The organism is uncultured Streptococcus sp. (assembly GCF_963511325.1).
GTDB lineage: Bacteria > Bacillota > Bacilli > Lactobacillales > Streptococcaceae > Streptococcus.
The window spans coordinates 19,623-35,170 of the sequence record NZ_CAUPII010000009.1 but is presented as its reverse complement, the minus strand read 5'-3'; the positions used below and the strand labels follow the sequence as shown (position 1 = coordinate 35,170).

Here is a 15,548-nt window from a genome sequence, read left to right as displayed (position 1 = left end):
AGGAGGAGCATATGGCAAAAAAAATTCAAAAAGAAAAAATTGATAATGTTGGCATACACTCCTTCAGCAAGAAAGCAGATATCTTCTTTAGTATCATATCTGGTTTGCTAGCCTTCTCTTGTATCTTGCCTTTTATCTTTGTCATCATTATCTCAGTTACAGATGAGAAGAGTATTGTTCAATATGGATATAGCTTCTTCCCATCACAATTTGGATTAGATGGTTTTGAGTTTTTGACTCAGTTTAAAGATAAGATTTTACAAGCGCTCTTTATCTCAGTGTTTGTGACAGTTGTAGGTACATTGACAAACGTCTTTATCACTACAACTTACGCCTATGCCATCTCACGTTCAACATTTAAGTATCGTAAATTCTTTACAATCTTCGCTTTGCTTAGTATGTTGTTCAATGCTGGTTTGGTACCAGGTTATATCGTGGTAACTCAGTTGCTTCACCTTGGTGATACCATTTGGGCCTTGATTGTTCCGATGCTTCTATCACCATTCAATATCATGTTGATGCGTTCCTTCTTCAAGAAGACCATCCCAGAAGCAATCCTCGAATCAGCTCGTATCGATGGAGCTAGTGAAGCTCGTATCTTCTTCCAAATCTGTTTACCGCTCTCACTACCAGGTATCGCAACTATTACCCTATTGACAGCGCTTGGGTTCTGGAATGACTGGTTTAACGCCCTTCTTTACATCAAGAGTGATAACTTGTATCCATTGCAATATTTGCTCATGCAAATCCAAAACAACATGGATTACATTGCCAAGTCAGTTGGTATGTCAGGACAACTTGCGGTTGCCCTACCAAAAGAAACAGGTCGTATGGCCATGGTCGTTGTTGCGACTGTTCCGATTGCGATCCTCTACCCATTCTTCCAACGCTACTTTGTAAAAGGTTTGACTATCGGTGGTGTTAAAGAATAAGGAAGTCTAAGAAACAATGTTTCTTCTCTAACGCTGATTTTTCTGGCAAAGGAAAATCAACAATCTCAATTTGTTAATAACTTTAAAAATAAAAAAAGGAGTTTTTATAATGAAAAACTGGAAAAAATATGCTTTTGCATCTGCTAGCCTTGTCGCTTTAGCTGCTAGCCTTGCAGCTTGTGGAAACCTTAAAGGAAACAACCAAAAAGCTGCTGACTCAGCATCAGGTGACAAAACTGTTATCAAAATGTACCAAATCGGTGACAAACCAGATAACTTGGATGAATTGCTAGAAAATGCAAACAAAATCATCGGAGAAAAAGTTGGTGCTAAATTGGATATCCAATATCTTGGTTGGGGTGACTACGGTAAGAAAATGTCAGTTATCACTTCATCAGGTGAAAACTATGATATCGCATTTGCAGATAACTACGTAGTAAACGCTCAAAAAGGTGCTTATGCTGACTTGACAGAATTGTACAAGAAAGAAGGGGCTGATCTTTATAAAGCGCTTGACCCAGCTTACATCAAAGGTAACACTGTAAACGGTAAGATTTATTCTGTTCCAGTTGCAGCCAATGTTGCATCTTCACAAAACTTTGCTTTCAACGGCCCACTTCTTGAAAAATATGGAATTGATATCTCAGGTGTAACTTCATACGAAACACTTGAACCAGTATTGAAACAAATCAAAGAAAAAGCTCCAGATGTAATGCCATTCGCTGTTGGTAAAAACTTTATCCCATCAGAAAACTTTGACTACCCAGTTGCAAACGGACTTCCATTCGTCATCGACCTTGAAGGCGATACTACTAAGATCGTTAACCGTTACGAAGTTCCTCGTTTCGTAGAACACTTGAAGACTCTTCACAAATTCTATGAAGCAGGATACATTCCAAAAGACGTAGCAACTAGCGATACTTCATATGACCTTACTCAAGATACTTGGTTTGTTCGCGAAGAGACAGTAGGACCAGCTGACTACGGTAGCAGCTTGCTTTCTCGTGTTGCTAACAGAGACATCCAAATCAAACCATTTACTAACTTCATCAAGAAAAACCAAACAACTCAAGTTGCAAACTTTGTAATTTCAAACAACTCTAAGAACAAAGAAAAAGCAATGGAAGTGTTGAACCTCTTGAACACTAACCCAGAACTCTTGAACGGACTTGTTTATGGACCAGAAGGCAAGAACTGGGAAAAAGTTGCAGGTAAAGAAAACCGTGTTAAAGTCCTTGATGGATACAAAGGAAACACTCACATGTCAGGATGGAACACTGGTAACAACTGGATTCTTTACATCAATGAAAACGTTACAGATGAGCAAATCGCACAATCTAAGAAAGACTTGGAAACTGCAAAAGAATCTCCAGCTCTTGGATTCATCTTTAACACTGACAGCGTGAAATCTGAAATTTCAGCTATCACTAACACTATGCAACAATTCGATACAGCTATCAACACTGGTACTGTAGACCCAGAAAAAGCTATTCCAGAATTGATGGAAAAATTGAAATCTGAAGGTGCTTACCAAAAAGTATTGGATGAAATGCAAAAACAATACGACGAATTCTTGAAAAACAAAAAATCTTAAGAACAATTGATTTCGTGTATTCATTCCTAAAAGATGCGATCACTGCCTTGTCTGGATTTTTCCAGACGGGGTAGTGATTCTTTTTAGAGTAAATACATATAATTATATGCATTTTGAACCTAGGCATTTGCCTTACAAGCATCGTTGGTAATAAGTATATGAAAAAATACCATCTTATTTTCAAAACTAGTGCAATCTTATCCTACTTATTTTTCGTATATGGACTTTCTCAGCTAACACTTATAATCCAAAACTACTGGCAATTTTCTTCTCAAATTGGCAATTTTTTCTGGATTCGAAATCTTGTCAGTCTAGTCTTCATCGGACTGATGGTATGGATATTAGTCAAGACAGGTCATGGATATCTTTTTGTTATTCCTAAGAAAAAATGGCTGTGGTTTACAGTGCTGACAATTCTCGTAGCTGTGCTTCATATAACGTTTAATTTCCAAACGGCTAGACATGTTCAGTCTACCTATGAAGGTTGGGCTGTGTTAATCGGTTATAGTGAGACAAATTTTGCCGAGTTGGGACTCTACCTGTCCTTATTTTTTCTAGGGCCTCTGATGGAAGAGTTGATTTATAGAGGATTGCTCCAACATGCCTTCTTTAAAGATTCGAAATTTGGGCTTGACCTGATTCTTCCTTCGGTTTTATTTGCTCTTCCTCACTTTACAAGTTTTCCCAGTGTACTAGATATTCTTGTTTTTGCGACGTTTGGAATCCTTTATGCGGGTCTAACTCGCTATACCAAGAGTATCTATCCCGGTTATATCGTTCATGTTATCAATAATATCGTAGCAACCTTACCATTTTTGTTAACCTTTCTTCACCGAATATTTAGCTGAAACAAGATCTGAAAATGGTCTTGTTTTTCAATTTTCGGTCAAATAAATTGCATTCGCTTTCTTGGGAGAGTATACTGGTATAGTTGAATAAAAAATTCTGATAATTTAATCTTAGAAAAGAGAAGCAAATGTCAAAAGATATTCGAGTTTTACTTTACTATAAATATGTCCCAATTGAAAACGCAGAACAATTTGCGGCTGACCACTTGGCTTTCTGTAAATCAATCGGCCTCAAAGGTCGTATCCTAGTCGCTGATGAAGGGATTAACGGAACCGTTTCTGGTGACTACGAAACAACCCAAAAATACATGGACTATGTTCACAGCCTTCCAGGTATGGAAGACCTCTGGTTCAAGATTGACGAGGAAAGTGAGCAAGCCTTCAAGAAGATGTTTGTTCGCTATAAAAAGGAAATCGTCCACCTTGGTTTAGAGGATGATAACTTTGACAATGATATCAATCCTCTTGAAACAACAGGTGCTTACTTGTCTCCAAAAGAATTTAAAGAAGCCCTCCTAGATGAAGATACAGTGGTCCTTGATACTCGTAATGACTATGAGTACGACCTTGGACACTTCCGTGGGGCTATCCGTCCAGATATTCGTAATTTCCGTGAGTTACCACAATGGGTCCGTGATAACAAAGAAAAATTCATGGACAAGCGTGTCGTAGTTTACTGTACAGGTGGAGTCCGCTGTGAAAAATTCTCAGGTTGGATGGTCCGTGAAGGCTACAAAGATGTCGGTCAATTGCATGGAGGAATCGCGACTTACGGGAAAGATCCAGAAGTTCAAGGGGAACTTTGGGATGGGAAAATGTATGTCTTTGACGAGCGTATCGCAGTCGATATTAACCATGTTAACCCAACCATTGTAGGGAAAGACTGGTTTGACGGAACACCATGTGAACGTTATGTCAACTGTGGAAATCCATTCTGTAACCGTCGTATCTTGGCATCAGAAGACAACGAAGATAAATATCTCCGTGGTTGCTCACACGAGTGTCGTGTCCACCCACGTAATCGCTATGTTTTAGAACATGAATTGACACAAGATCAAGTCATCGAGCGTCTAGCAGAAATTGGTGAGAGCCTAGATCATTCTGAAGTTGTATAATAAACATTAACAGTCCTAAAGGGCTGTTTTTCTATGCTTTTGACTAAAAAATCTTAAATTTGTTTCTGCATCTTTCAGGAAAATGGTGTATACTATATGTAAACGATTTCAAAGGAGACCATTATGGTGAAGACATTTTTTATTCCAAATAAACAAAGTATTTTAGGACAACAGGAGATTTTAACAGCTAAGTCAGTCTTGGCCCTAGTAGATGGCTTGGAATCGCATAGTTATGATGCTGTCTATCTCCGTCAACCCCTTGATCGCCTTGAGTATATCGAGTGTGGTATCGTAGGTAAGTCTCAATTTCTCTTTAAAGTTCGATATCTAGATGCTCAAAAAGGCTATCAAGTAATCATTCCTGACTTGATTACAAGAGCTGACTGGGAGATTGTAGAAGGGCTCTTGCGGGCTTTGTCTAGCAAGCTTGGTGAAGCGGTTGAAGGCTTGGCAGACTTTGATTTGGAAAACTATTTTCAAGAAACGGTTAAGAGCTATCTAGCGGATAAGGCTGCTCGTTTGGCCTTTTGCCAAGGAATTCTATCAACTATTTACTTTGATAAGAAGGACTTAGAAAGCTTCCTAGAAGAAGATGGCTTGGCACGTTTTGAAGAGCTAGTTAAGAGGGTTCAAGGGTCTGATGCCTATCCTTCCAGCGCTAAATTCTATCCAGATGGTGAAGGTAAGGTTCATGGAATCTACCACCTGGCTCAGGGGGTTAAGACAATTTTGCCGAAAGGTCCTGTTGTTCCCGTGCCTTATGTTGAGCAGTTAGCTGGTAAGGACCTTGTCTGGGAGATTGACTTGGTGAAAATATCTGGAGATGGTTCTAAGCCTGAAGACTATGAAGCAGTAGCTAGACTGGATTATCAAACCTTCTTAGAAGCTCTTCCAAAAGAACTTTATCAGGACTTGGATGCCAACCAAATAGTGGTAGGACCAATCTTAGGGGAAGATTTTGAATCTTTAGCAAATAGATAAATAAGGAATCTGTGACAAAAGTTTCTATAAAGTTAAAAAGCGGACAAGATTAGTTTTCTGATTATCAGAATTCTGTCTTGTTCGCTTTTTTTGTTTTTAAAATTTTATAGTAATGATCCTCTAAAGTTAATATCTTTCAATCTCGCTACCTTTATCTTACATAAAAGCTAGGATTCGGAGATAGTCAGAAATCAGTGCCATTTCTGCTAGGAAAAAGAGAAATAGGACGCTTCCGTTGACGAGGACTGCGAAGAGAAGACGGTAGAAAGGATCAGTTTTACTATCCTTACTCGGTCTTGAGATGATGTAGAGGTTGCCAAGTAGGACCATACCTAGACTAATGAGGCTGAGAAGAGCTGCAAAGCGTAGGCCGTTAAAGAAGGCAAAGAAGCTAGCGACTCCTGTGAGTAGGATAGGAAGGGCGAAGAGCCTACTGTACTCTTGAAAGGCTCTTTCCAGTGTCCAATCGCTGTCCTGATCTACAAAACGTTTGACTACGAATCCACCCATAAGGATAGAAAAGAAGAATAAGCTTGTCGCTACCAAGATGGAGAAGATAGAAAAGAGATTCAGTGAAGGGAACTGCTCGACGGCATGAGAGTTGATAGCCGCCATATGGCCGTAGTAGTCATGCTTGATATGATAAATCGCACAGAAGAAACTAAGAGCAGAAAAGATAGTTAGGAGTGCAAAGGCATTATAACTATGTTTTTTATCTGTATCAATGCTTGCTGTCGGTTCTTTAAGGGCTCCTTGTAGCCAAACCCAAAGATCAGCCAGTTCTTCTTTGAAAACTGCAAATACTGCTGTTTTTGTAGATGCAGAATCTGGTAAAAATGGGCTTTCCAAAGACTTGCTAGTCAAAGATTGACTTTTCTGAGAAGCTTCTTTAACAGGTTCTTCTGACTCGTCTATCTTTTCTAATTTTTCAGCGAGCTCTTCAGTCTCTACAGTTTCCTCACTAGTTTCCTTATCTTCTGGGTTGGCTTGAGGATTTTCCTCAACTACTGGCGCCTCTTCTCTTGTCTCTGCATCTTCTTCAAGGAGAACTGAGTCGGATGGGCTATCTTTTTTATCATTGTTGGCTGTTTTTTCGAAATCAGCACTTTCAAACCATTCTTGAGTCATAATAGACCTCCCTTTTTTGATTAATTTTTGAGTAGTAACTACTAGTTGTCTTTATTCATGATTTCTATAAGAAAGCAAGCGATCTTATTATGGGAAATAGATACTTTGATTCGATTTTGCGACGAGGAGATCTTGCGTATCTTTTTTTTCTGTTTTGTAAGGGTTCGCTAATGCTTCACCTTTACTACCTCCCGTATGTATGTCACGTCTGTCTCGATGCCAGCGATAGATATCGCCATGTTCAGCAGAAAACTCAACATTGATTCGCTCAAGTTCCTTTTGGGATAACTCGAGTGAGATATCTTTTCTTGCCTCGAATTCCACTCTACCGTGCACTTGGATATCGTCTGCCTTGATATGTTCATGATCTGCTTGGATACGACTATCTGTTAGACTTGTTTCAAATACATTGACAATTCCAACTGTGATCAGTTGGCTATTTTTAATCTCGCTATCAGTGATACGAAGAAGATAGCCATTTGACAGAATCTTGGCATTGCTGAGTTTTGCATTGGCAATTGAAAGGACACGATGGTTTACCTGGGCAGTTAGATTTTTTAATTCTCTTTCTCTTGGTAATGAGAGAACAACTTCATCATTGCGGCTAGAAATTCCGCTTGCGATAAAGAGGATACCTTCGATACTAGAACCTATAGAGCGACGTGTAGTTGATTTGGTATCGGTTATTTCAAGACTTTTCTCTTTGATAGAGTGTTGAAGATTTTCTTTTTCAGAGATGGTCGGGTGATACTGAAGGTGAATCTTATCATCGTTTGACTCCGTAATGACGAGCGAATGTTCTGTTAGTGAGATGTTTAGATTTTCAATATCTTGATCAAAAACGAGCTCTTCCATTCGACTTTCAAATACTGGATTTTGAGACATTGTAAGGAGGCTTCTGACACCATCTGTTTGGATACCGATGATCATCATGGAAAAACCAATGATACTGGTAACAACACCAAAGATAAGAAATCCTTTTGTCCATTTACGCATGTCTTTCACCTCTCTTTCCTCTATTAAGAATCCATTGGATAAGTCGAAGGACTAGTAATCCAAAGAAACGTGCTACATAGGAAGTCGCTAGTAAGACTAGAGACGAAGCTCCGATCGCTAGTAAACCTCCACCAAAAATCAGTACAAAAGCAGATGTCGATTCAGCCAGAACGTAGAAGCTTTCAAATAGGAGAACGCCTCCTAGGATTAGTCCAGCTACTGATACAGCAAAGAAGGCTATAAGTACGCTGACAGCGGCGATAAAAATGCCGATGATAGACATGAGAAGAGCAATTCCGACCGGAATGCCGATAGGAGCTGCAAGAAGGGCTAGTAGAGCGATGCGTAAAATATGGCGGTCGTTCTTACTGGATTTTTCTTCATTGATCTTTTTATCAAGAAGTGTAGTCAGGACATCATGGGCAGCTTCTTTTGGACTTCCCAGGCTAGCGATAAGTTCCTCCTCACCTTCTGGACCAGCATCATCAAAAAGTTCTTTGAAGTAGTCCATGGCTTCGATGCGATCAGATTGAGGAAGCTTCATCAGATAGGCTTCAAGCTGATTCAAATATTCAGTTCTTGTCATGGCGAATGCTCCCTTCTATGATGCCATTGATGGTGTCAGTGTAGAGTGTCCACTCTTCTCTGAGTACAAATAGTTGCTCCTCCCCAATCTCTGTCAAGGAGTAGTACTTCCGCATCCGACCTTGATATTCGCGAGAGTATGTAGTCAGATAGCGGTTGGTATCCAGTTTTTTCAAGATGGGGTAGAGGGTGGATTCCTTTATTTTGGCAATGAGTTTAATGGTTTGGCTGATCTCATAACCATAGGAATCCCCTTGTTCTAGGATGGCCAAGATGAGAAATTCAATCAAAGCCGCTGATGTTGGAAAATACATGGGGCACCTCCTTTTTTAGTATGTAAAAATTTTATATATAATTATTCTACACATACATCATACATCTATTTGTAAGCCCTGTCAAGCAATATGTGTAAAATTTTTATATATAAAAAATCTCCTAGTAAAAACTAGAAGATTGGAGGCTGTTTTGCATTACTTTGAGGCAATACCTATCTGCAATCCTCATCATAAATGGGCGGAAGATAAAAATACTTGTCTTCAATCTTGATTTTGGCACAGAGGGTGCCGTTTTGATAGACATATCCGTTAAATGGAGGATAGCTATCCAAGTTTTCTAGGATATTCTCAGGCAAAGATCTGAAATTGTAATCCCTCAGAGCCCCAGAACCAATCAATCTTTCAGTCCGATAAGCCTTGATTTCTTTTTCATATTTTTTGAGAAATTCTTCTCGTTTCCTTTCAAAGAGAGCCAAATCTCCGTCATCTAACTCGTAATAGCGTTCGTAACCAGCAATCCAAGAAATATAAACACACAGTAAAGATTTTTCTATCTCAGGAGAGTAGCCAATTGTAAAGTAATTTTCTTTGTCAACCTGCCGATTTTCTACTGTGATAGTCTGTATAAAGTTAGTCATGATAATCTCCGTTTCAGGAATGAACTAGAAAGGCTTCTCATTTAAAAATCCTTTAGCTCATCAAAGATTTCTATAAATTTTTCTTTGTCCATTCCTAAATCTTCAGGTAGTAAATCTAAGATCTCAACTAGGGCACTATAGATATCCTCTCTCTCGATTGTTTCAATAAAACAGTTACGTTTGTCCATTTTATTGAAACCTTGAGTATATTCTCTTATGAGAACTTCTACGTTTGTCATAGTGTTCTCATTGGGGTTTTCTAGAAGCTTTATAAGGCTTGCTCTAGTCTTTCTATATAGAGAGGCTGCTTTTTTTGCATTTGCGGTTGAAATATTTTCTTGTCCATCCCATGAGCGAAATGGATTATCTAGGTTTTGGGCTAGCCATTCAGCTTTCCTCGGTTTTGTTATCCAAAGATTCAGTCCCTTGTCCTGTTGTTTTTTATAATATTTTTTGGCTACTTTAGCGGCATCTTCTGGTAAGCTACTCATCCAAAACATGCTTAATTGAGGTAAATCTTCTGGTTTTGGGATATCCTCTGCAGTAAAGCCAAACAAATCAACGGTTGAAAAATTGATTAACTCTTTTAACTCTGATAATTTATGGAAATTAAGAATATTACCAGGTTTCCCCCACAATCTCAATTCCCTAAGATTTGGATAGTTATTCAAGATTTGTGCAAAGTCTATTTCAAGGATGTTAGAACAATGGATGGCTCCCAAATCCTTTAATCCCAGCACCTTAGGCAGAGAACGATCAAGTTGTAATCGTAAGCTGGCTCCATGATCCTTTACAAGTATCTGACAATTGTCGCTCATGTCTCCTAATAAGAGTAGCTCCTCCAAATCATCATTCAATCTAAGTTCCTCTACACCTGTCAAATCAATGGAAAGTCGGTGTATGGATGTCTTAGAAAAATCCAGTTTTGTTTGTCCATGCTTTTCAAGAACTAGTTCTGTAATAAAAGGAGTCGATTGCAAATATTCATATATATTTTTGTGCCATTTAGTTAATTCTAACTTAGATAAACAAGGGAAGACCTTTAATTCTAATGCGTCTTCAAAAGGCGTCCACTCGTCATTGATATTGTGTTTAGAAATACGATACTCATTTCCTGCAAATGAAACCTTTTCCTTGCTTTTATCTGCTTTCTTAAATAAATCTCTTTTTTCTTTTGGTATTTCTTGCCATTTCAGTTGCCTATAAATATCGTAACCATTCCCCCAAAACATAGCATATGTGTTTGTGCTTTCGGTTGTTAATGGTCTTGTATTCCCAATAAAAATATAATTTGACGGTACATGAATATCAACATTACACAGATGTAAGTTTCTTTCCCAGTACATAAAATCTATATAGAGTGGCTTCAAAGAAGCTAGCTCTTCTTCTTTAATAGGTTGATCTCCTGACCAGTCTAATGACAACAGGACAGCCTGAGGCTTTTTCTCCCCCTCTTCGATCTTGGTTATCTGACAAGCTATGTATTTTTTTAGATGGAAATTGTAAACACAATAGACGTCCCCTGCTTTTGCTAGCATATAAATTTCTCCTTAAATGTTACTACATTTTCAATAGTCTTTTTAGACTTTTAAACAAATACTTGTTTGTAATTGAGTTAAAACAAGTAAAGTTCTTTAAGATTTTATTTTAGATAGATTTCTGGTTTCTCAATGACTGAGCCATCCTTCAATTTTGGGAATTGAAGGATTTTATGATGCAAAAGGCTAACCTCCTTGGAAGGTTTGATTGTTAGATATTCTAGCCTTATCAGATTAATGATTGAAGTTGCGTCCTTACTTTTTAGGATACCAGTAAAAAAGTTGAAATAGCGTAACTATGGTATATCATTTAAAAAGTTAGAGGAATCTACATGGATGTTTTTAGGGGCAAAACAATCCCCTTCAATTGAGAGAGTTTCGACTTCTTTGAGAGATAAATTGTATAGTTGTTTCCATCATGGTCTTCTTTATCAAATTTAAACGATAAATCTTCCTAGGTATATTATAGCATGTTTTAGCTTAACGAAAGTCTTGTGAGGAGGCCTTTCAAACCTTTTTAAAAGAAAAAAGCCAGACAGATGTCTAGCTTGAAAAGTGAGTTTATTGTAGAAATTCTAAAATTTTTTAGAGGATTTTATCCGCTCGATCCACCATAAAGAGGGCGATTGTCATGATGATATCAATTACTAGAAGAATCAGTACCGCTGGAACCCAAGACTGGAACATGTTAAAACTGTAACCAAAGAGAGTTGGTCCAAAGGCAGCTAGAATGTAACCACCGGTCTGGGCAAGTCCAGATAATTGAGCCGTTTTTTCAGGCGAGCTTGTTTTAATAGAGAAGCAAACCATGAGATAGGGGAAAAGTGCGCTACAGGCCGTGCCAATTAAGAGGTGAGCCATCAGCCAATAAAAGAAATTACTACTTGGGTATAAAAGCATAGCAATTCCTAACATACCAGCCAGAGAGATGACTGCTAACATGATTTGACGGTGACGATTGGACAAACGCGTCGTTAAACTTGGAATGGTCATGGAGAAGGGAATGCTAATTAGTGAAAAGATAGAAGCCAGAAGTCCGGCATCCGTATGAGCTAGCCCTGCACTGATGGCCATGGTTGGTAACCAGGTCATGCTGGTATAGAAGAGTAGGGACTGAAGTCCACCGAAGACAATAATAGCCCAAACTTGCTTGCTTTTTAGGATATTCTCTTTTTCTTTTTTCTCTTCATGCCCTTCTAGAAAATGATTGTGGCCATGGTTGGGGAACCAGACCAATAAGGTTAGCAGGCAGACCATGGACAGGCAGAGAATCAGCCCCTTCCAAGATGTTGCCTGAGTAATGGGTACAGAGAGGTAGGAAGCTAGTGCTGTCGCGATTCCCATAGTCGTCACATAAACCGTTGTCAGGAAGCTAATCTTTTGCGGGTAGTTTGCCTGAATCATGCTAGGAAGCAGTACGTTAAAAATAGCGACACTTGCTCCGATGAGTAAGGTTCCCAGATAGAGAAGGGGAAGATTGAAGATACGAATCACTGAACCGACTGTTAAGACGAGGAGACTATAGGTGAAAAGATGCTCAAGTCCAATCTTTTGAGCCAAACGCGTCGCAAAAGAGGAGAAAAGAGCAAACATCAAGAGAGGAAGGCTGGTCAAAACCCCAAGAGAACTGACCTCAACTCCTAAACCTTGAGCAATATCTCCCAAAACAGTTGGTAAGGCCGTAAAAGGAGCTCTTAAGACCGCTCCGATTAAGATAATTCCTAGAATAAAAAAGAGTGATCGTTTTTTCATGTGAACCTCAATAAACTGATTTTGATAACAGCTTATTTTAAGGCTTTTTCCAATAGATGTCAAGATGGTGTGAGAAACTCCGCTCCTTAGTTGAGCGAAATCATGGGTAAAAAGAAGGAGAGATTTACTAGTTTTTTCCTGGGATTCAAATAAAAATAGGAAAGTCTGAAAAATTGTGATAAAATAGTGAAAGAAAATATTTAGGAGACTGTAAGTGATTCAACAAATCGATAATTTAATCGTCTCTATTGTGATTAGTGCTTATAATGAAGAGAAGTACTTACCAGGCTTAATTGAAGACTTAAAAAGACAGACATACAATAAAGAAAATATTGAAATTTTATTTATTAATGCAATGTCTACGGATAAGACAACCGATATTATTCAGCGATTTATCTCTGAGGATACCGAATTTAGATCAATTAGATTGTATGATAATCCTAAAAAGAATCAAGCAAGTGGTTTTAATTTAGGGATTAAGAACTCTAATGGAGACCTTATTTTGAAGATTGATGCGCATTCCAAAGTCACAGAGGATTTTGTGAAGAATAATGTTGAAATCATCAATCAGGGGGAATATATCTGTGGGGGGCCTAGACCAACACTTGTGGAAGGTGAGGGTAAATGGTCACAAGCTTTACATATCGTTGAAGAAAATATGTTTGGAAGCAGCATCGCAGATTATCGAAACAGCTCTCAAGACAGATATGTGTCTTCAATTTTTCATGGCATGTACCGTCGAGAAGTTTTTGAGCAAGCTGGTTTAGTCGATGAACAACTCGGAAGAACAGAAGACAATGAACTTCATTATCGTATCAGAAATCACGGATATAAGATAAGATTTAGTCCCAACGTTTTATCTTATCAATATATTCGACCAACATTTAAAAAGATGCTCCACCAAAAGTATTCAAACGGGCTATGGATTGGATTGACAACTCATGTTAAACCAAAATGTCTATCTATTTTTCATTATGTTCCCTTTGCGTTTGTGTTAAGCATTTTTGTAAGTGCTATGTTACTACCTTTTTCTCCATTGTTTTTAGTGCTTCTGTTAGCAGTATATAGTTTACTTGTAATATCTTTGACGATACTTGCTTTATTGAAACATAAAAATGAAGTATTACTGTTAATGCCTTTTATGTTGTTTTCTATTCATTTTGCCTACGGTATAGGTACAATAGTTGGATTAATCAAAGGTTTTAAATGGAGAAAAGGTTATAAATACGAAATTCAGTATTTAAATTAAAATTTCTTAAGCGTGCTTAATTAAACATTTTCTCTGTGTAGGAGGATACCATTCACATGAATAAAAAAATGACAGATTATGTAATTGATCTGGTTGAAGTACTAAATAAACAACAAAAACAAGTCTTTTGGGGGATTTTTGATGCTGCCAGCATGATTTCCTCAATCATTGTTTCTTATATCTTGTTTTATGGATTGATCAATCCAGCTCCTGTGGACTATGTCATCTATACAAGCTTGACCTTCCTTTTCTATCAAATCATGATTGGATTCTGGGGGCTCAATGCTAGCATTAGTCGTTATAGCAAAATCACAGACTTTATGAAGATATTCATTGGAGTAAGTGTCAGCAGTGTCTTGTCTTATGTTATTTGCTACGCCTTCTTGCCACTTTTCTCAGTGCGTTTCATCGTTCTCTTTATCTTGCTCAGCACCTTCTTGATCTTGCTCCCACGTATTACTTGGCAGTTGATCTATTCAAGACGCAAAAAGAGTGATGGAGAAGGGGAACATCGTCGTACCTTCTTGATTGGTGCAGGAGACGGTGGAGCTCTCTTTATGAACAGCTACCAACATCCTACGAGTGATCTTGAGTTAGTGGGTATTTTGGATAATGATGAAAAGAAAAAAGGTCAAAAACTAGGTGGAATCCCAGTCTTAGGATCTTATGAACAGTTACCAGAACTCTCAAAACGTCATCAGATTGAAAAAGTTATCGTTGCGATTCCTTCTCTTGATCCATCCGAGTATGAGCGTATCCTAAAAATGTGTAACCAACTTGGCTTGAAGTGTTATAAGATGCCCAAGATTGAGTCGGTTGTACAAGGATTGCATCCTCAGGTAGGTGGTTTCCAAAAAATCGATATTACTGACCTTTTGGGACGTAAAGAAATTCAACTAGATGAGTCACGCCTAGGCTCAGAAATTACTGGAAAAACTATCTTAGTGACAGGTGCAGGAGGTTCTATCGGGTCTGAGATTTGCCGTCAGGTTAGTCGCTTTAATCCAGAGCGCGTGGTTCTCTTGGGGCATGGGGAAAACTCTATTTATCTGATCTATCATGAATTGATTCGTAGCTTCCAAGGAATTGACTATGTTCCTGTGATTGCAGACATCCAAGACTACGATCGCTTGCTTCAAGTATTTGAGCAGTACCAACCGGCCATTGTTTATCACGCTGCTGCCCATAAGCACGTGCCAATGATGGAACGTAATCCAAAAGAAGCCTTTAAAAATAATATCCTCGGAACTTACAATGTTGCCAAGGCAGTTGACGCCGCTAAGGTACCGAAGATGGTTATGATTTCGACCGATAAGGCCGTTAATCCACCAAACGTAATGGGAGCTACCAAACGTGTGGCAGAGTTGATTGTTACAGGATTCAACCAACGTAGTCAGTCTACCTATTGTGCAGTTCGTTTTGGGAATGTTCTTGGTAGCCGTGGTAGTGTGATTCCAGTCTTTGAGCGTCAGATTGCAGAGGGTGGTCCAGTGACTGTGACGGACTTCCGTATGACTCGTTACTTTATGACCATTCCAGAAGCTAGCCGTTTGGTGATCCATGCAGGAGCTTATGCCAAAGATGGAGAAGTCTTTATCCTTGATATGGGCAAACCAGTTAAGATTTATGATTTGGCCAAGAAAATGGTTCTTCTCAGCGGACGTACTGAAAATGAAATTCCGATTGTAGAAGTGGGGATTCGTCCAGGTGAGAAACTCTATGAGGAGTTGTTAGTATCTACTGAATTGGTTGATAATCAAGTCATGGATAAGATTTTTGTTGGTAAGGTTAATGTCATGCCACTTGAAGTCATCAATCAAAAGATTGAAGAATTCCGTGCCTTGCAAGGTTCAGAGTTGAAGCAAGCCATTATCGGTTTTGCCAATGAAACAACTCACGCTGATTCATAATAAAAGT

Annotated in this window: 14 protein-coding genes; 7 read left to right on the top strand and 7 right to left on the bottom strand. The window is 38.6% G+C overall.

Features of this window, described 5'->3' with window-relative positions:
* Positions 1-11: 11 nt before the first annotated feature.
* From RQ973_RS04330 to RQ973_RS04310, 5 genes are all read left to right on the top strand, one after another.
* The gene (locus RQ973_RS04330) at positions 12-932 is read left to right on the top strand and encodes a carbohydrate ABC transporter permease (RefSeq protein WP_311522884.1); all 921 of its coding nucleotides are present in this window, start codon (positions 12-14) and stop codon (positions 930-932) included.
* A gap of 109 nt (positions 933-1,041) precedes the next feature.
* Positions 1,042-2,526, top strand: coding sequence for an ABC transporter substrate-binding protein (locus RQ973_RS04325; RefSeq protein WP_311522883.1), 1,485 nt, complete (start codon positions 1,042-1,044; stop codon positions 2,524-2,526).
* Positions 2,527-2,684: 158 nt separating this feature from the next.
* Positions 2,685-3,374, top strand: coding sequence for a CPBP family intramembrane glutamic endopeptidase (locus RQ973_RS04320; protein WP_153224668.1), 690 nt, complete (start codon positions 2,685-2,687; stop codon positions 3,372-3,374).
* Between the two features lie 128 nt (positions 3,375-3,502).
* On the top strand, positions 3,503-4,489 hold the full coding sequence (locus RQ973_RS04315; protein ID WP_311522882.1) for a rhodanese-related sulfurtransferase: 987 nt from the start codon (positions 3,503-3,505) through the stop codon (positions 4,487-4,489).
* A gap of 123 nt (positions 4,490-4,612) precedes the next feature.
* Positions 4,613-5,470 (top strand): DUF4299 family protein, encoded by an 858-nt coding sequence (locus tag RQ973_RS04310; RefSeq protein ID WP_311522880.1) that lies wholly within the window; start codon positions 4,613-4,615, stop codon positions 5,468-5,470.
* Positions 5,471-5,626: 156 nt separating this feature from the next.
* On the opposite strand, the gene RQ973_RS04305 is transcribed toward RQ973_RS04310, so the two are convergent.
* The 7 genes from RQ973_RS04305 to RQ973_RS04275 all read right to left on the bottom strand — a co-directional run bounded on the left by RQ973_RS04305 (position 5,627) and on the right by RQ973_RS04275 (position 12,382).
* Positions 5,627-6,598, bottom strand: coding sequence for a DUF6574 domain-containing protein (locus RQ973_RS04305; protein WP_311522879.1), 972 nt, complete (start codon positions 6,596-6,598; stop codon positions 5,627-5,629).
* Between the two features lie 87 nt (positions 6,599-6,685).
* The gene (locus tag RQ973_RS04300) at positions 6,686-7,594 is read right to left on the bottom strand and encodes a DUF4097 family beta strand repeat-containing protein (RefSeq protein ID WP_311522877.1); all 909 of its coding nucleotides are present in this window, start codon (positions 7,592-7,594) and stop codon (positions 6,686-6,688) included.
* Entirely contained in the window at positions 7,587-8,180 is a 594-nt protein-coding gene (locus RQ973_RS04295) for an HAAS signaling domain-containing protein (protein WP_311522875.1), read from the bottom strand. Before RQ973_RS04295 ends, RQ973_RS04300 begins: the two co-directional genes overlap by 8 nt.
* Positions 8,167-8,493 carry a PadR family transcriptional regulator gene (locus RQ973_RS04290; protein WP_006149048.1) on the bottom strand — a complete coding sequence of 109 codons (327 nt, stop codon included), beginning with the start codon at positions 8,491-8,493 and terminating at the stop codon, positions 8,167-8,169. The genes RQ973_RS04295 and RQ973_RS04290 overlap by 14 nt, the downstream gene beginning before the upstream one ends.
* A 173-nt stretch (positions 8,494-8,666) precedes the next feature.
* Positions 8,667-9,092, bottom strand: coding sequence for a hypothetical protein (locus RQ973_RS04285; protein WP_311522872.1), 426 nt, complete (start codon positions 9,090-9,092; stop codon positions 8,667-8,669).
* Positions 9,093-9,133: 41 nt separating this feature from the next.
* Entirely contained in the window at positions 9,134-10,630 is a 1,497-nt protein-coding gene (locus RQ973_RS04280; protein ID WP_311522870.1) for a gliding motility protein, read from the bottom strand.
* A gap of 585 nt (positions 10,631-11,215) precedes the next feature.
* Positions 11,216-12,382, bottom strand: a complete 1,167-nt coding sequence (locus RQ973_RS04275) for an MFS transporter (protein WP_311522868.1) — start codon at positions 12,380-12,382, stop codon at positions 11,216-11,218.
* A 214-nt stretch (positions 12,383-12,596) separates the two neighbouring features.
* Here RQ973_RS04275 and RQ973_RS04270 point away from each other — a divergent pair, with 214 nt between their 5' ends.
* On the top strand, positions 12,597-13,631 hold the full coding sequence (locus RQ973_RS04270) for a glycosyltransferase family 2 protein (protein WP_311522866.1): 1,035 nt from the start codon (positions 12,597-12,599) through the stop codon (positions 13,629-13,631).
* A gap of 56 nt (positions 13,632-13,687) precedes the next feature.
* The gene (locus RQ973_RS04265; protein WP_311522865.1) at positions 13,688-15,541 is read left to right on the top strand and encodes a nucleoside-diphosphate sugar epimerase/dehydratase; all 1,854 of its coding nucleotides are present in this window, start codon (positions 13,688-13,690) and stop codon (positions 15,539-15,541) included.
* The last annotated feature ends 7 nt before the right edge of the window (positions 15,542-15,548 follow it).

What these genes read in the sequence shown, in the direction of transcription:
- RQ973_RS04330 (WP_311522884.1), top strand. Translation starts at nt 12, where the DNA reads ATGGCAAAAAAAATTCAAAAAGAAAAAATTGATAATGTTGGCATACAC.
- RQ973_RS04325 (WP_311522883.1), top strand. Translation starts at nt 1,042, where the DNA reads ATGAAAAACTGGAAAAAATATGCTTTTGCATCTGCTAGCCTTGTCGCT.
- RQ973_RS04320 (WP_153224668.1), top strand. Translation starts at nt 2,685, where the DNA reads ATGAAAAAATACCATCTTATTTTCAAAACTAGTGCAATCTTATCCTAC.
- RQ973_RS04315 (WP_311522882.1), top strand. Translation starts at nt 3,503, where the DNA reads ATGTCAAAAGATATTCGAGTTTTACTTTACTATAAATATGTCCCAATT.
- RQ973_RS04310 (WP_311522880.1), top strand. Translation starts at nt 4,613, where the DNA reads ATGGTGAAGACATTTTTTATTCCAAATAAACAAAGTATTTTAGGACAA.
- RQ973_RS04305 (WP_311522879.1), bottom strand. Translation starts at nt 6,598, where the DNA reads ATGACTCAAGAATGGTTTGAAAGTGCTGATTTCGAAAAAACAGCCAAC.
- RQ973_RS04300 (WP_311522877.1), bottom strand. Translation starts at nt 7,594, where the DNA reads ATGCGTAAATGGACAAAAGGATTTCTTATCTTTGGTGTTGTTACCAGT.
- RQ973_RS04295 (WP_311522875.1), bottom strand. Translation starts at nt 8,180, where the DNA reads ATGACAAGAACTGAATATTTGAATCAGCTTGAAGCCTATCTGATGAAG.
- RQ973_RS04290 (WP_006149048.1), bottom strand. Translation starts at nt 8,493, where the DNA reads ATGTATTTTCCAACATCAGCGGCTTTGATTGAATTTCTCATCTTGGCC.
- RQ973_RS04285 (WP_311522872.1), bottom strand. Translation starts at nt 9,092, where the DNA reads ATGACTAACTTTATACAGACTATCACAGTAGAAAATCGGCAGGTTGAC.
- RQ973_RS04280 (WP_311522870.1), bottom strand. Translation starts at nt 10,630, where the DNA reads ATGCTAGCAAAAGCAGGGGACGTCTATTGTGTTTACAATTTCCATCTA.
- RQ973_RS04275 (WP_311522868.1), bottom strand. Translation starts at nt 12,382, where the DNA reads ATGAAAAAACGATCACTCTTTTTTATTCTAGGAATTATCTTAATCGGA.
- RQ973_RS04265 (WP_311522865.1), top strand. Translation starts at nt 13,688, where the DNA reads ATGAATAAAAAAATGACAGATTATGTAATTGATCTGGTTGAAGTACTA.